At 57.9% G+C, this 14,901-nt stretch carries 12 protein-coding genes and 1 riboswitch; of the genes, 1 reads left to right on the forward strand and 11 read right to left on the reverse strand.

Going from position 1 to position 14,901, the window contains the following annotated elements; all coding sequences use genetic code 11:
- From JWR17_RS00870 to ltaE, 3 genes are all read right to left on the reverse strand, one after another.
- A partial coding sequence (locus tag JWR17_RS00870) for an aspartate kinase (RefSeq protein WP_299827375.1) occupies positions 1-796 on the reverse strand: 796 nt, incomplete at its 3' end.
- A gap of 91 nt (positions 797-887) precedes the next feature.
- Entirely contained in the window at positions 888-3,506 is a 2,619-nt protein-coding gene (alaS, locus tag JWR17_RS00875; protein ID WP_299827377.1) for an alanine--tRNA ligase, read from the reverse strand.
- A 153-nt stretch (positions 3,507-3,659) separates the two neighbouring features.
- Positions 3,660-4,658, reverse strand: a complete 999-nt coding sequence (gene ltaE / locus JWR17_RS00880; RefSeq protein ID WP_299827379.1) for a low-specificity L-threonine aldolase — start codon at positions 4,656-4,658, stop codon at positions 3,660-3,662.
- A 217-nt stretch (positions 4,659-4,875) separates the two neighbouring features.
- A riboswitch (FMN riboswitch) is annotated at positions 4,876-5,045 on the forward strand.
- Between the two features lie 130 nt (positions 5,046-5,175).
- On the opposite strand from ltaE, the gene JWR17_RS00885 reads away from it, so the two are divergent.
- Positions 5,176-5,688, forward strand: coding sequence for a 6,7-dimethyl-8-ribityllumazine synthase (locus JWR17_RS00885; RefSeq protein ID WP_299827381.1), 513 nt, complete (start codon positions 5,176-5,178; stop codon positions 5,686-5,688).
- A 108-nt stretch (positions 5,689-5,796) separates the two neighbouring features.
- Here the strand turns inward: JWR17_RS00885 and astE are convergent, their stop codons facing one another.
- The 8 genes from astE to argR all read right to left on the reverse strand — a co-directional run bounded on the left by astE (position 5,797) and on the right by argR (position 14,846).
- Complete coding sequence (gene astE / locus JWR17_RS00890) at positions 5,797-6,807, reverse strand: succinylglutamate desuccinylase (protein WP_299827383.1); 1,011 nt, start codon at positions 6,805-6,807, stop codon at positions 5,797-5,799.
- Positions 6,808-6,860: 53 nt separating this feature from the next.
- Positions 6,861-7,148 (reverse strand): topoisomerase II, encoded by a 288-nt coding sequence (locus JWR17_RS00895; protein ID WP_299827385.1) that lies wholly within the window; start codon positions 7,146-7,148, stop codon positions 6,861-6,863.
- Between the two features lie 25 nt (positions 7,149-7,173).
- Positions 7,174-8,520 carry an N-succinylarginine dihydrolase gene (gene astB / locus JWR17_RS00900; protein WP_299827387.1) on the reverse strand — a complete coding sequence of 449 codons (1,347 nt, stop codon included), beginning with the start codon at positions 8,518-8,520 and terminating at the stop codon, positions 7,174-7,176.
- 64 nt (positions 8,521-8,584) lie between these two features.
- Complete coding sequence (astD, locus tag JWR17_RS00905) at positions 8,585-10,051, reverse strand: succinylglutamate-semialdehyde dehydrogenase (RefSeq protein WP_299827389.1); 1,467 nt, start codon at positions 10,049-10,051, stop codon at positions 8,585-8,587.
- A complete protein-coding gene (astA, locus tag JWR17_RS00910) occupies positions 10,051-11,076 on the reverse strand; it encodes an arginine N-succinyltransferase (RefSeq protein ID WP_299827391.1) in 1,026 nt (341 codons plus the stop codon). Before astA ends, astD begins: the two co-directional genes overlap by 1 nt.
- Before the next feature lie 78 nt (positions 11,077-11,154).
- Complete coding sequence (gene aruF, locus JWR17_RS00915; RefSeq protein ID WP_299827393.1) at positions 11,155-12,186, reverse strand: arginine/ornithine succinyltransferase subunit alpha; 1,032 nt, start codon at positions 12,184-12,186, stop codon at positions 11,155-11,157.
- 121 nt (positions 12,187-12,307) lie between these two features.
- Complete coding sequence (locus JWR17_RS00920) at positions 12,308-13,528, reverse strand: aspartate aminotransferase family protein (protein WP_299827395.1); 1,221 nt, start codon at positions 13,526-13,528, stop codon at positions 12,308-12,310.
- 334 nt (positions 13,529-13,862) lie between these two features.
- Positions 13,863-14,846 (reverse strand): transcriptional regulator ArgR, encoded by a 984-nt coding sequence (argR, locus tag JWR17_RS00925; protein WP_299827397.1) that lies wholly within the window; start codon positions 14,844-14,846, stop codon positions 13,863-13,865.
- Between the last annotated feature and the right edge of the window lie 55 nt (positions 14,847-14,901).

The following is a 14,901-nucleotide window of genomic DNA, read 5'->3' on the forward strand; positions in this document are numbered from 1 at the left end:
TCAGCTTGGCTTCGTCGCGGTTGAAGGCGATGCCGGAAATGATCGGCTGTTCCATGGATTCCTCTTCATCAATGGTAATGAGGGTGCCCGGACCCTCCTGGAAGCTGTGCAATACGCGCAGCGGGACATTGTATTTACCGGCGAACTCGACAGCGCGGATCTGCAGCACTTTTGAACCGAGGCTGGCCATTTCCAGCATCTCTTCAAAGGTGATCTTATCCAGCCGTTGAGCTGCGGACACCACGCGCGGGTCGGTGGTGTAGACGCCATCGACGTCGGTATAAATCTGGCATTCATCCGCCTTCAGCGCAGCCGCAAGGGCCACGCCAGTGGTGTCTGAACCACCGCGACCGAGGGTCGTGATATTGCCGTGCTCATCGACGCCCTGGAAGCCGGCGACGACCACAACCCTACCCGCCTTCAGGTCGGCGCGAATCTTCTGATCATCGATCTGAAGGATACGCGCCTTGTTGTGGGCGCTGTCCGTCAGGATGCGCACTTGATTACCGGTATAGGACACCGCTGGCACACCGCGCTTGATCAACGCCATGGCCAGTAAAGCGATAGTCACCTGCTCGCCCGTGGACACGATCACGTCCAGCTCACGCGGGACCGGTTGATCACTGATTTGTTTGGCCAGGCCGATCAGGCGATTTGTTTCGCCGCTCATGGCCGACAACACCACGACCAAGTCAGTGCCTGCATCGTGGAACTTCTTAACTTTGTCGGCCACTTGCTCGATGCGCTCCACAGAGCCCACCGACGTGCCGCCAAATTTCTGTACGATCAAAGCCATCTCAAAGCCGCCTCTGCCCATGAAGGGCGCCCAATAAACATTCGTCCCAAACGCCAGGGCCTGCCATCAATTGGCAGGCCCTGGAGGACGACTAGATACCTTGCTCGACAAAAGGCACGGCCAACGCCAGCGCTGCATCAAGCGCCCCGGCGTCTACACCGCCACCCTGAGCCATATCAGGACGACCACCGCCTTTACCACCCACGGCGGCGGCCGCTTGCTTCATCAAATCACCGGCTTTGAGTTGGCCAGTCAGGTCCTTGGTCACGCCTGCAACCAATACGACCTTATCTTCATGGACACTGCCGAGCAGGATCACTGCGCGGCCGAGCTTGTTCTTCAACTGATCAACCAACGCCAACAGGGCTTTACCGTCCTGGCCGTCAAGGCGCACGGCGAGGACTTTTACCCCTTTGACGTCCAGCGCGGCAGACGACAGATCGTCACCCGCAGCACTGGCCGCCCTGGCTTGCAATTGTTCCAGCTGTTTTTCCAAAAGACGGTTGCGCTCCAGTACTGCCGAGAGCTTGTCCAGCAGGTTGTCGCGACTGCCTTTGACCAGCACCGCGGCTTCCTTGAGTTGCTCTTCGGCGGCGTTGAGGTAGGCCAGCGCCGCAGCGCCAGTCACCGCTTCGATACGCCGTACACCTGCTGCAACCCCACCTTCACTGGTGATCTTGAACAGCGCAATGTCGCCGGTGCGATTGGCGTGAATACCGCCGCACAATTCCACCGAAAAATCGCCGCCCATGCTCAGCACGCGAACGTTGTCACCGTACTTCTCGCCGAACAGCGCCATGGCGCCCTTCTTCTTGGCGGTCTCGATATCGGTTTCCACGGTTTCCACCGGGGAATTCTTGCGCACTTCGCGGTTGACGATTTCTTCCAGGGCCTTCAATTGCTCAGGCTTGATCGCTTCGAAGTGGCTGAAGTCAAAACGCAGACGCTGACTATCAACCAATGAACCCTTCTGCGTTACATGCTCGCCCAGCACTTGACGCAACGCCGCGTGCAGCAGGTGAGTAGCCGAGTGGTTCAAGGAGGTCGCCTGGCGAACGTCAGCATCGACTTCGGTGCTCAGTTCGGCACCGGCCTTCAGGCTGCCACTGGCCAGCACACCGTGGTGCAGGAAAGCGCCGCCCGTTTTGGTGGTGTCGCGTACATCAAAGCGCACACCGGCGGCTTCAAGGTAGCCACAGTCACCGATCTGGCCGCCAGACTCAGCATAGAACGGGGTCTGATCGAGGATCACAACGCCCTCTTCGCCTTCGCTCAACTGCTCGACCGCTTGGCCGTCCTTATACAAGGCAACCACTTTGGCGCTGCCACGGGTCGCGCCGTAACCGAGGAACTCGGTGGCGACGTCAACCTTGACCAGGCTGTTGTAATCCATACCGAACGAACTGGCGGAACGAGCGCGCACGCGCTGAGCGTCCATTTCGCGCTCGAAGCCTGCTTCGTCGAGTGTCAGATTGCGCTCGCGAGCGATGTCACCGGTCAGGTCCATGGGAAAGCCGTAGGTGTCATACAGTTTGAACACAACGTCGCCGGGAACCACGGTGCCTTTCAGTTCAGCCAAGTCTTGCTCAAGGATTTTCAGCCCCTGCTCCAGGGTTTTAGCGAACTGTTCTTCTTCAGCTTTCAGCACGCGCTCGATGTGCGACTGGTTCTGAGTCAGCTCAGGGAACGCTTCGCCCATCTCCGCCACCAATGCGGCGACGATTTGATAGAAGAAGCTGCCGCTGGCGCCGAGCTTGTTACCGTGACGGCAGGCGCGACGAATGATCCGACGCAACACGTAGCCACGTCCTTCATTGGACGGCAGCACGCCATCGGCAATCAGGAAGCCGCACGAACGAATGTGGTCAGCCACTACTTTCAGCGAAGGCTGTGCGTCGTTGGTGCAGCCGATGGCCTTGGCCGATGCGACGAGCAGGCTTTGGAACAGGTCGATCTCGTAGTTGGAGTGCACGTGCTGCAGCACGGCGCTGATACGCTCCAGGCCCATGCCAGTGTCCACCGACGGCGCAGGCAACGGATGCAACACGCCGTCAGCGGTACGGTTGAACTGCATGAACACGTTGTTCCAGATCTCGATGTAACGGTCGCCGTCTTCTTCCGGCGAGCCCGGTGGGCCACCCCAGATGTCAGCGCCGTGATCGTAGAAAATCTCGGTGCACGGACCGCACGGGCCGGTATCGCCCATGGTCCAGAAGTTATCGGACGCGTACGGCGCGCCTTTGTTGTCGCCAATACGGACCATGCGCTCGGCCGGCACGCCGATTTCCTTGGTCCAAATGTCGTAGGCTTCGTCATCGCTGGCGTAAACCGTGACCCACAGCTTGTCTTTCGGCAGGGCCAATACGGACGTCAGGAACGTCCAGGCGAAAGTGATCGCGTCGCGCTTGAAATAGTCACCGAAGCTAAAGTTACCCAGCATTTCGAAAAAAGTGTGGTGACGTGCGGTGTAACCGACGTTTTCCAGGTCGTTGTGCTTGCCACCGGCCCGTACGCATTTCTGACTGCTGACGGCGCGGGTGTACGCGCGCTTTTCCTGACCCAGGAAGCAGTCCTTGAACTGGTTCATGCCTGCGTTGGTGAACAGCAGGGTGGGGTCGTTGCCCGGAATCAACGAGCTGGAAGCTACACGGGTGTGACCTTTCTCTTCGAAGAAGCGAAGGAAGGCTTCACGGATTTCTGCGCTTTTCATAGGTTTTTCCACGGAGACTGCTGCCAAAGGCCAGAGCAAAACGTCCAAAAGAGGGTGCGACTTGCAAAGGGCCGCATTATATAGGCGTTAGGCGCCCGGTACAGCGTGTTTGTACATTGCCTGCCAGCAATTGGACTGTCGGCGTGTTCAGTGTCAGGCGAAGTCGGCAAATGCGGCGATTACCTGTTCAATCTGAGCCGACGACACATCAAGGTGCGTGACCATCCGCAAACGGGGCGCGGCACTGAGCTTGATTCCGCGCTCGGCGCAGAAGCTTTTCAACGCCTCGGCTCGATCACCCATCTGCACGTAGACCATGTTGGTCTGCACGGCTTCAACTGAATAACCGAGGCTGCGCAGGCCTTCGGCCAAGGCGCTCGCGTTAACGTGGTCGTCCGCCAACCGCTCCACTTGATGTTCCAGTGCATATAAACAGGCCGCCGCCAACCCACCGGCCTGACGCATGCCGCCACCAACCATTTTGCGCAAACGCCGAGCCTTACCGATTAGCTGCGCCGTGCCGAGCAGCACGGAACCAATGGGCGCGCCCAGGCCTTTGGATAGACACACCGAGACGGAATCGAAGTGCTGAGTAATTTCCTTGGCGTCGACACCCAGCTTCACCGACGCGTTGAACAACCGCGCGCCGTCCAGGTGCAATGCCAGGCCTTGCTCATTGCACAGTCTGCGTGCAGCCGCCAGGTAACTCAGCGGCAGCACCTTACCCTGCATGGTGTTTTCCAGCGCCAACAAGCGGGTGCGGGCAAAGTGGAAATCGTCGGGTTTGATCGCGGCCAGCACCTGATTCAGGTCCAGCGAGCCATCTTCCTGCACGTCCAGTGGCTGAGGCTGGATCGAACCCAGTACCGCTGCACCTCCGCCCTCGTACTTGTAGGTATGCGCCTGTTGGCCGACGATGTATTCCTCGCCGCGACCGCAATGGGCCATCAAACCCAGCAAATTACTCATGGTGCCGCTGGGTACAAACAGCCCCGCAGCGAAACCCAGTCGTTGCGCCAGGTAGGCTTCCAGACGGTTAACGGTGGGATCTTCGCCATACACGTCATCGCCCAACGGCGCATTGGACATCGCGTCTCGCATGCCGGCGGTGGGCTGGGTCACGGTGTCGCTGCGGAGGTCAATAACCGTCACGGTGAAGCTCCTGAAAGAGTTGAAGTTGTGATGTTAAGTCGAAGATCAGATCTGGGATAGGGTCATTACTGAGGTTGCCGACAGGCTAATTCAAGTCCCATGTTCAGTGAACCGATAGGTTCGATATAAGAAATTGTCGGGGTCGATAGACGAAAGTGTCCATGCAAAAGCAATAAATCTGTGATAAAAACTCTCCGCCGACAGAAAATGCTGTCGGCGACGTTCTCAGGGCGGGGTGCGATTCCCCACCGGCGGTAATGACGCGCAATGCGTTTAGCCCGCGAGCGCTTGTGGTGCCAATAGCTTCGGCTTGTGCACCGACAAGGTCAGCAGACCCGGTTTGATTCCGGGGCCGACGGTCATAGTCCGGATGAAGAGAGAACGGGATCGATACCACAGGATCGTTTCGTGAGCACCGCCGTGAACCGCTTTTGGTTCGCGCTTTGGTCTAGACGTACCCTGGTATCCCATTCGATCAAAACGCCCTGTTTTTTTCATTAAACAGGAGTCAGAACTGATGCAACCCACAGCAATCGATAGCAAAAGCAAAAGCCATCCAAACGAACGCATTGCGTTCATTCAGGCCTGCTGGCACAAAGATATCGTTGATCAGAGCCGTAAAGGTTTTGTCGCCGAGATGGCTAACCACGGCTACGTGGAAACTGATATCGATTTCTTCGAAGTCGGCGGCGCCTTTGAAATTCCCCTGCACGCCAAGCTGCTGGCTAAAAGCGGCCGCTATGCGGGCATCGTTGCGGCCGGTCTGGTGGTTGATGGCGGCTTGTATCGCCATGAGTTCGTCGCTCAGTCGGTGATTAGCGCATTGATGCAAGTACAGTTGGAAACAGAAGTTCCGGTGTTCTCAGTGGTTCTGACGCCGCACAATTTCCACGCGGGCGATGAGCATCAAAAGTTCTTCTTTGACCATTTCGTGCACAAAGGCGCGGAAGCGGCCAAGACCTGTGCCGACACCCTGAACAAAATCCGCAGCCTGCGTCGTCATGAGCCACAGCAGCGGGTCGCGGTTTAGTCCTTCATAGAAAAATACCCCTGTAGCAGCCAACTTGTTGGCGAGAGGCCTGATGATTTGTATCAGGTCTTCGCCAACAAGTTGGCTCCTATAGGTAAGACCGGCTTGTCAGACCAACTGATCCGCCGTGGTGGGCACGATCAATATCCCGGCGCGCAAGCCGTTTTTGACGTTGGGATTCGGGAAAATAATCCGGGCGCCCTGCTCTTCGACTACCCAGCGGCTGTCAGCCAAATCATTGGCTAATACAAAACCCTGCTCCAACTCGGAAAAATTCTCGACATCGTCTGGCAAATTCAGCTGGAACGCATCGCTGTGCTTGATGATTTCCCGGGCCACGCTGAATAACTGCAACCCCTCTAGTGACAAGTTTCCAATCTCGGGTTCCGAACCTTCGATCAATTCCGTCAGGCATATTTCCAGCATCGTCAGATTGACCTGTTGGTTCTGCCCGAATGGCCGCGCCTTACCCAACTCCAAAGTGAAGGACTCGGCACCCAGCTTGTCGTAGGTGTATGAACTGAACACGATGGACGGTTTGTTCTGCAGCAACACCGCTTTCATGCCAGCGGCCTGTAAACGCGCCAGTTCACGGCGTGAATGCTGGCGGCCTTCCTTCCAGGGATACAACGCGAATTGCTCGATCTTCGACCCGCGAATCGCCGTGTGCAAATCGTAGTGCACACGGTAGCGATCCGGCAGGCTGAAAAAGCTGTCTGCCAGCCGCTCCAGCTCGCAGGCGCGCAACGCTTCAAAACCGCTTGTTTGCTCGTGCCGGCCATTGAACAGCCGGTTTACATCCTGCTCGACATACCGCTCGCCACGACGCATGGCTTCGGGGTTACCGAACAAAAACAGAATACGCACTCGCGGCACTAAATCGCCGCGGGCGATATCCCGCAGCAATAAATCAAGCAGTTCAATGGGCGCGGTTTCGTTGCCGTGGATACCGGCAGACAAGAGCAAGTCGGTGCCACTGTCCTGGCCTTGGGCCGGCCGAACCTCAAGCGCGCCTTCGCTCAACCAGCGCATGCGCACGCCGTCGACAGTCAACTGCGTCTTTTCCGCCGGTTCGCGGCCAGCCAGGGTCAGTTCAAGCAGTTTGCCGAGGGCGAGCATAGTCGTGCACCTTAAAAGCAGTTAATAAAAGCAGCGAGGCGAGATGATCGTGATCAGTCGTGGTCGCAATCAGCGCCGTGAACGTGCTCTTCGTCGTCGCCTACGTCGGCCGGTTCCATTTCCAATTGCAGGCTCACCAAGTTAGTGGCCAATGGTCGCAGCAACAGGTTGGCATATTCCGCATCGCCTTCTTCTACGTCGACGCCAATCAACAATTGGCCACGGCCATCGTGCTGAATCCACAACTCCTTGCCCTGCCACATCACGGCAACGCGGGTGCAGGTAGTTTCCAGCTGGGTGCCATCGGTATCTTCGAGAATTAACTGCAGAGTGTCGGACATGATTCAGGTGCTCTATAGAAAGGGTTCAATTGATTTGGAAGGGGTAAACCGCGCCCAATTTAAGGATTTTCGTCAGTTCATCCAGCGCCGTACGGCATTCAACCAGCAGGGCCGGATCGGCGAGGTCGCTTTCGCGCATGCGATCCCGATAGTGTTTTTCGACCCAGTGCGTCAGCGAGTCGTACAACGGCGGGGTCATGATAACGCCTTGATTGACCGCCGCCAGTTCGGTTTCATTCAGTGCAACGCGCAAACGCAGGCAAGCGGGTCCACCGCCGTTCTGCATGCTTTGTTTGAGGTCGAAGACTTTGACTTCGGCTACCGGGCCTCCGTCAGCCAGCAGACGCTGCAAATACTGCCAGACCCGTTCATTGCTTCGGCATTCTTCCGGAACGATGAGCAGCATCGAACCGTCGGCACGCGATAACAACTGGCTGTTGAACAGGTAGGAGCGAACGGCGTCCTCGACCGCGACTTCGGCACGCGGTACGCAGATCGCCTTAAAGCGACCGCCGCGACGACCCAGTTTGTCGTGCAGTTCAGCCAACAGGTGTTCGGTATTGAGGAAAGCATCTTCGTGATAGAACAGCACTTCGCCGTTGCCTACTGCAATCACATCGTTGTGAAACACACCCTGATCAATCATTGCCGGGTTTTGCTGGGCGTAGACCACACCCTCTGCGCTCAACCCGTGTAACCGCGCGACCGCTTGTGATGCTTCAAGGGTTTGCCGCGCCGGGTATTTCTGCGGAGCCGGGTAACGGGTGTCGAAGGCACTGCGCCCGAACACAAAGAACTCGACGCCTGGCTGACCATAATCGTGGCAGAAGCGCGTGTGGTTAGCCGCGCCTTCATCACCGAACTGTGCCACGGCGGGTAACGCCGCGTGGTGAGCAAAATGCTGCTGATGGTTGAACATTGCGCCCAATACCCGGCTGGTGGTGGGGTGTTCAATGCTGCGGTGATACTTGCAGTTGAGGTTGGCGGCGGTGAAATGTACGCGGCCATCGTCCGTGTCCGCGCTCGGGCTGACTGTAGCGGCGTTGGCCACCCACATGCTCGACGCCGAACAACTGGCGACCAACAGCGGCATGGCATCCCTGGCGGCTTTTTCGATGACTTGGGCGTCCGTACCGCTAAACCCCAAGGCACGCAAACCGGCCAGGTCCGGGCGCTCTTGCGGGGCCAACACGCCTTGAACGAAACCCATTTCCATCAGCGCTTTCATCTTTGCCAAGCCCTGCAACGCCGCTTCCCTGGGGTTGGAAGATTGCTGGAAATTGCTCTGGGACGCGACGTTGCCGTAGGACAGACCGCCGTAGTTATGGGTCGGACCTACTAAACCGTCAAAGTTGACTTCGTAAGATTTCATCGGCAAGGCTCGGTCGGTAAACGTATTTTTATGGCTGCTTATTCTATAGGGGGTTGTGCTTGCATCAAGGCAACGTTATGCCCGGCGTCAACGTGCCTGGCAAACTGATCCGCGGCGCTTCCAGTGAAGCTACCGGGTACGCGCAGTAGTCCGCGGCGTAATAGGCGCTGGCGCGGTGGTTGCCCGATGCACCTACACCACCGAACGGTGCGCTGCTCGCGGCGCCGGTCAGTTGTTTGTTCCAATTGACGATGCCCGCCCGGCTTTCCAGCCAAAACTGCTGATAACGTGCCTCCGAATCCGACAACAGCCCAGCGGCCAAGCCGTATTGAGTGTTGTTGGCTTCAGCGATGGCCGCGTCAAAATCAGCATAGCGGATCACTTGCAACAGTGGCCCAAACAGCTCTTCATCAGCGCGATCAGTTACATCACTGACATCCAGAATACCCGGCGTCAGCAGTGCAGCGCTCGCCTGTGGCTGCGTCATTTCCAGCAACGCCACGGCGCCGTTAGCCAGCAATAGCTCCTGAGCTTCGAGCAGCGCATTGGCCGCGCCCAACGAAATGACCGAGCCCATGAACGGTGCAGGCTGCTGATCGAATGCACCCACCTGAATGGTCGCGGTCACTTCCACCAGACGCACCAACAACGCATCCCCCCAGGCGCCTTGCGGCACCAACAAACGGCGGGCGCAGGTGCAACGCTGCCCGGCAGAAATAAACGACGACTGGATCACGGTGTAGACCGCGGCATCGATGTCTTCGACCTGATCGACGACCAATGGGTTATTACCGCCCATTTCCAGCGCAAGAATTTTGTCCGGACGCCCAGAGAATTGTTGGTGCAACGAATTGCCCGTACGGCTGGAGCCAGTGAAAAACAAGCCGTCGATCCCGGGATTCGCCGCCAGCGCAACGCCAGTTTCGCGAGCGCCTTGCAGCAGGTTCAAAACGCCTGCTGGCAGGCCGGCTTCGATCCAGCACCTGACGGTCAGTTCAGCCACTTTCGGGGTCAGTTCGCTCGGTTTGAACAGCACCGTATTGCCCGCCAACAGCGCCGGCACGATATGACCATTGGGCAGATGCCCCGGAAAGTTGTACGGACCAAACACCGCAACTACGCCGTGGGGTTTGTGGCGCAACACAGCGGTGGCGTCCCCCAGGGGGCCGCTTTTCTCACCGGTTCGCTCACGGTAGCTCTGCACCGAAATCGCGACTTTGTTGATCATGCTGGTGACTTCGGTGGCCGATTCCCACAACGGCTTGCCGGTCTCTTCACCGATGCAATGGGCCAATTCGTCAGCATGGCTTTTCAAGCGGGCGGCAAACGCTTCAAGCACTGCAATGCGCTCGTCCAGCGTGCGCTTTGCCCAAGCGGGGAATGCCTGTCGCGCAGCGTTGATGGCAGCGTTCACTTGCTCGGCGCTGGCGGCTTGTCCGGACCACAACACGCCTTGAGTGACTGGATTCAATGATTCAAAAGGTTCGCCCTGCCCTGCATGCCAGGCTCCGGCGATATAGTGGGTGTTCATTAAACGGCCTCCCTCGCGGCGGACAACGGCACCGCTCGCACTTGATCTCCGGCGCTCAATTGCAGACGTTTTGCAGTCATCGGGTCCACCACCAACGTGCCTGCGGCGAAACGCGCACGAGCGGCGGTAATGCGGCAATCTTCGCGCTTGCGGTTGTAAATCAGAAACGCCGGAGCGTCATCGCCCGGCGTACCAATGGCCAGGACCAGGGCCTGGCTGTCGCGCACGGCACGGATCTTCGTGGTTTCGCATTCGACGGCAGGGCCGGCATCGAAAATGTCGACGTAGCCTTGGTAGCTGAAACCTTCACTTTTAAGCATCGCCAGTGCCGGCTCAGTGTCGGTATGCACGCGACCAATAACATTGCGCGCGTCTTCAGACAAAAAGCAGGTGTACAGCGGAAACTTGGGCATCAGCTCCGCGATAAACGCCTTGTTGCCCACGCCGGTCAGGTAGTCCGCCTGGCTGAATTCCATTTTGAAAAAATGCCGCCCCAGGCTTTCCCAGAACGGCGAGTGTCCGGCTTCGTTGGACATGCCGCGCATCTCGGCAATGATCTTGTTGCCGAACAATTTCGGAAACTCGGCAATGAACAGCATCCGCGCCTTGGCCAGCAAGCGACCGTTGAGGCCGGTGCGTTTGTCGCTGCGCAAGAACAACGAACACAGCTCGGAATTACCGGTCAGGTCATTGGCCAAAAACAGCGTCGGAATTTCACGGTAGATGTTTAATTCCTGGGAGGCACTGACCGTCAGGCCGACCCGGTAGTTGTACCAGGGCTCGCGCAGGCCAACGGCGCCGGCGATGGCAGAAATGCCCACCACGTTGCCGTCATCGTCTTCCAAGACAAACAAATAGTCAGCGTCACCGCGCTCGGCTTCACCCCGAAAGGTCTTTTCAGCCCAACTGACTCTATGCGCCAAGCGCTCTTCATTGGCCGGCAGCGTGGTCAAGCCGGTGCCAGTGGTGCGCGCCAACTCAATCAGTTTCGGTAAGTCGCTGCTGCGTACGGGACGAACGATCATGCTTTCTCCTCAACCGGGTTTCCTTGGAAGCCCGCGAATCTCGCTAAACCTGCAAACCAGACACTAACGGCGCGCCTGTCAAACTGCCACGATACGCACGCTGGCACCTTCGCCGACACCCAGGGCCTCGGCGGTTTCCAGATCCAGGGTGACCGGTTTTCCCGGCGCCCAATCGAGGTCCAGCAGCACTGCCCGATAATCCTGCAACTGGCCATTTGCAACTAAATACAGCCGTCCGCCTTTAGCCAGGTCGCCGCTTTTTACCGTGTCGAGTTTCACCGGAACCAGTCGGCTCTGGGCAATCGAGCGGATACCGGACACCCGCGCATGCAAGGTCGGGCCGCCGTCGAAAATATCGATGTAATGGTCGGTTTCGAAGCCTTCGCGCATCAAAATATCGAAGGTAATCTGGGCACGTGGATGCACCTGACCCATGGCTTCTTGCGCAGCGTCTGGCAGCAACGGCACGTAAATCGGGTAATGCGGCATCAATTCGGCGAGAAACGTCCGGCTTTTCAGGCCGCACAGGCGCTCGGCTTCGGCGTAATTCAGGTCGAAAAAGTTACGCCCGATGGCGTCCCAGAACGGCGAGTCGCCGTTCTCGTCGCTGTAACCGACAATCTCGGTGACCACCGAATCGGCAAAGCGCTCCGGGTGTCCTGCGACAAACAGCAGGCGCCCGCGTGAGTTGAGTTCGGACCAGTGGGTGCCCACCAATTCCGGGATGACGTAGAAACTGGTCAGCAGGCTGTTGCCGGTCAGGTCGTGACATTGCGACAGCACGTGAATCTTGTTGTGAATCTTCAGTTCGCGAGAAGCGTGAACGAAGGTTTCGTTACGGAAGCTATAGAAGGGTTCGGAATAGCCTGCCGAAGCGACAATCGCAGAACATCCCACCAAGCGCCCAGTGTCGCTGTCTTCAAGTACAAAGAAGTAAATTTCTTCGCCGTTGAAACTGACTTCGGCAGCGAACGACGCTTCCGAGGCCGCGATCTTGTCGGTCAAACGGCCAGCATCGTCAGGCAGGGAAGTGACACCAATCGGGCTGTCTGCTGCCAGACGCTGTACCTCGCCCAGATCAGCCATTTGCGCGGGGCGCATCACCAGCATGGTGCCACTCCTTACCAAAAATACAGGTCAGCATCAGCCAACACAGAAAAAAACCGGCGCTGGCTGCATGCCAACGCCGAAAGGCGTTACTCACTATCAGAGTAAACGTATCAGCTGTTCATCAAGCTTGAGTCAACGTGGCCACTGCCCGTTCAAAACGGTTCAGACCTTCCTCGATATCCGCTTCGGTAACCACCAGGCTTGGCGCAAAACGGACCACATCGGGGCCGGCTTGCAGAATCATCAAGCCTTCTTTTTCAGCCGCGTTGAAGATGTCTTTGGCTTTGCCTTTCCAGGCATCGTTAAGCACGCAACCGATCAGCAGGCCCAGGCCGCGCACTTCGGTGAACATGCCGTATTGCTTGCCGATCTGCTCCAGACGCGCTTGAAACAGGGCGCGTTTGGCTTTCACCCCCGCCAATGTTTGCGGAGTGTTAATGATGTCGATCACCGCCTCTGCCACTGCACAGCCCAGCGGATTGCCGCCATAGGTAGTGCCGTGGGTGCCGACGGTCAGGTGGTTGGCCAGCGCTTCGGTGGTCATCATCGCGGCAATCGGGAAACCACCGCCCAGGCTCTTGGCACTGGTGAGGATGTCCGGGATCACGTCGTAGTGCATGTAGGCAAACAGCTCGCCCGACCGACCCATGCCGCTCTGCACTTCATCGAAGACCAGCAGTGCATTGTGCTCGTCGCATAATTGTCGAGCGCCTTGCAGATAGGCCAATTCACCCGGAATCACGCCGCTCTCACCTTGTACAGGTTCCAGCACCACAGCGCAGGTCTTATCGGAAATCGCCGCTTTCAGCGCATCCAGGTCATTGAACGGAACGTGAGTAATGCCAACAATCTTCGGACCGAAGCCATCGGAGTATTTCGCCTGTCCGCCCACGTTCACGGTGAACAATGTACGACCGTGAAAGCTGTTGATGGCGGCAATAATCTCGTATTTTTCCGGGCCATACAGGTCGTGGGAAACCCGACGCGCCAGCTTGAATGCGGCTTCGTTGGCTTCGGCGCCCGAGTTACAGAAGAACACCCGATCAGCGAACGTAGCGGCGACCAGCTTTTTCGCCAGACGCAGGGCCGGTTCGTTGGTGAAAACGTTGGAGACGTGCCACAGCTTATTGGCTTGCTCAGTCAGCGCGCTGACCAGTGCCGGGTGGGCGTGGCCGAGTACGTTTACGGCGATGCCGCCGGCAAAGTCCACCAGTTCGCGACCCGATTGATCCCAGACGCGGGAACCCGCACCGCGCACGGGGATAAAGCCCGCTGGCGAATAGTTCGGGACCATGACCTGGTCAAAATCGGTGCGTTGCACCTGAGCATGCTCAACGGACATCGGAGTCTCCTGAAGAGGTACACCTGCCTGAAACTGGCAAGTGATGGGAGGATTGTAAGGACTGGTGTGTGTCCGACCTTGCCGCCAAGCGACAACTTGTTACAGCGCCACACCGGGTTTTTCGGCGGTTTTCGGCAATGCGACATATAACGTCGGAAACAGGCAGTTTAAAGGTTTCGGGGTGTATCCGACAGGCTGAACATAATTCCGCCGCAGGAGCTGCCGAAGGCTGCGATCGACCGGGCACCGGTCGAAGAATTTGACATTGATGAAGGCCCTCAGTCCTTATCTCAGCCTCCGGCAGCTCCTACCGGTGTTCGCTCTCCACTGCACATCACCCGCGCTCGGACGGCACCGAAGACAATTCAAACGGGCTGCTGCTGCGGCGCTGGTTGCGGTCTTCCCGTGGCGTGGCGCCGAAGAAGTTACGGTAAGCACTGGAGAAATGCGGCCCGGACGAGAATCCGCATGACAAGCCAATCTGGATAATCGATTTGCTGGTTTGCATCAGCATCTGCCGCGCCTTGTTCAAGCGCAGCTCCAGATAATACTGGCTCGGCACTCGATTAAGGTATTGCTTGAAAATTCGCTCCAGTTGACGACGGGAGACGCACACGTGCTGTGCGATTTCATCGGTGGTCAGCGGCTCTTCGATGTTGGCTTCCATCAACAATACCGCTTGAGTCAACTTCGGATGGCTGGACCCCAGACGGTTTTGCAGGGGAATGCGCTGACGCTCACCGCCCTCACGGATTCGCTCGACGACCAACTCTTCCGAGACCGCACCGGCCAGTTCGGCACCGTGATCACGGGCCAACACCGCCAGTAACAGGTCCAATACCGACAAACCGCCACACGCGGTCAACCGATCGCGATCCCAGTCAAACAAGTGGCTGGTAGCAATGACTTTCGGAAAGCGCTCGGCAAAATCGTCCTGCCAACGCCAGTGCACCGCCGCACGGTAGCCGTCGAGCAAACCCAGCTGCGCCAACGGATACACCCCGGCAGACAGGCCGCCAATCACGCACCCTGCACGCACCAGTTGTTTAAGTGCAGCGCTCAGCGCCGAGGTCATCGACGCGGGTGGTTCATCGGCCAACAGAAAGAGCTTCTGGCAGCCTTCCAGACGCCCGGTCCATGGCTCACCCGGCAATTGCCAGGCAGCACCGTCAACCGGCGGTTCGGCCTGCAGAAACAGCAACTCGTAAACCACTTCTGGATGGACGCGCTGCGCAACACGCAAGGCTTCCTCGGCCAGCGCCAGAGTCAAGGCTTTGGTGCTGGGCCAGATGAGGAAACCTATTCGATGGGCAGTCATAGCGTACAGTCCGAAACGTATGGCGGTTAGGGGTCAAGCAACAGTGCGCTCGATG

This window comes from Pseudomonas sp. (assembly GCF_028293835.1).
Taxonomy (GTDB): Bacteria; Pseudomonadota; Gammaproteobacteria; order Pseudomonadales; family Pseudomonadaceae; genus Aquipseudomonas.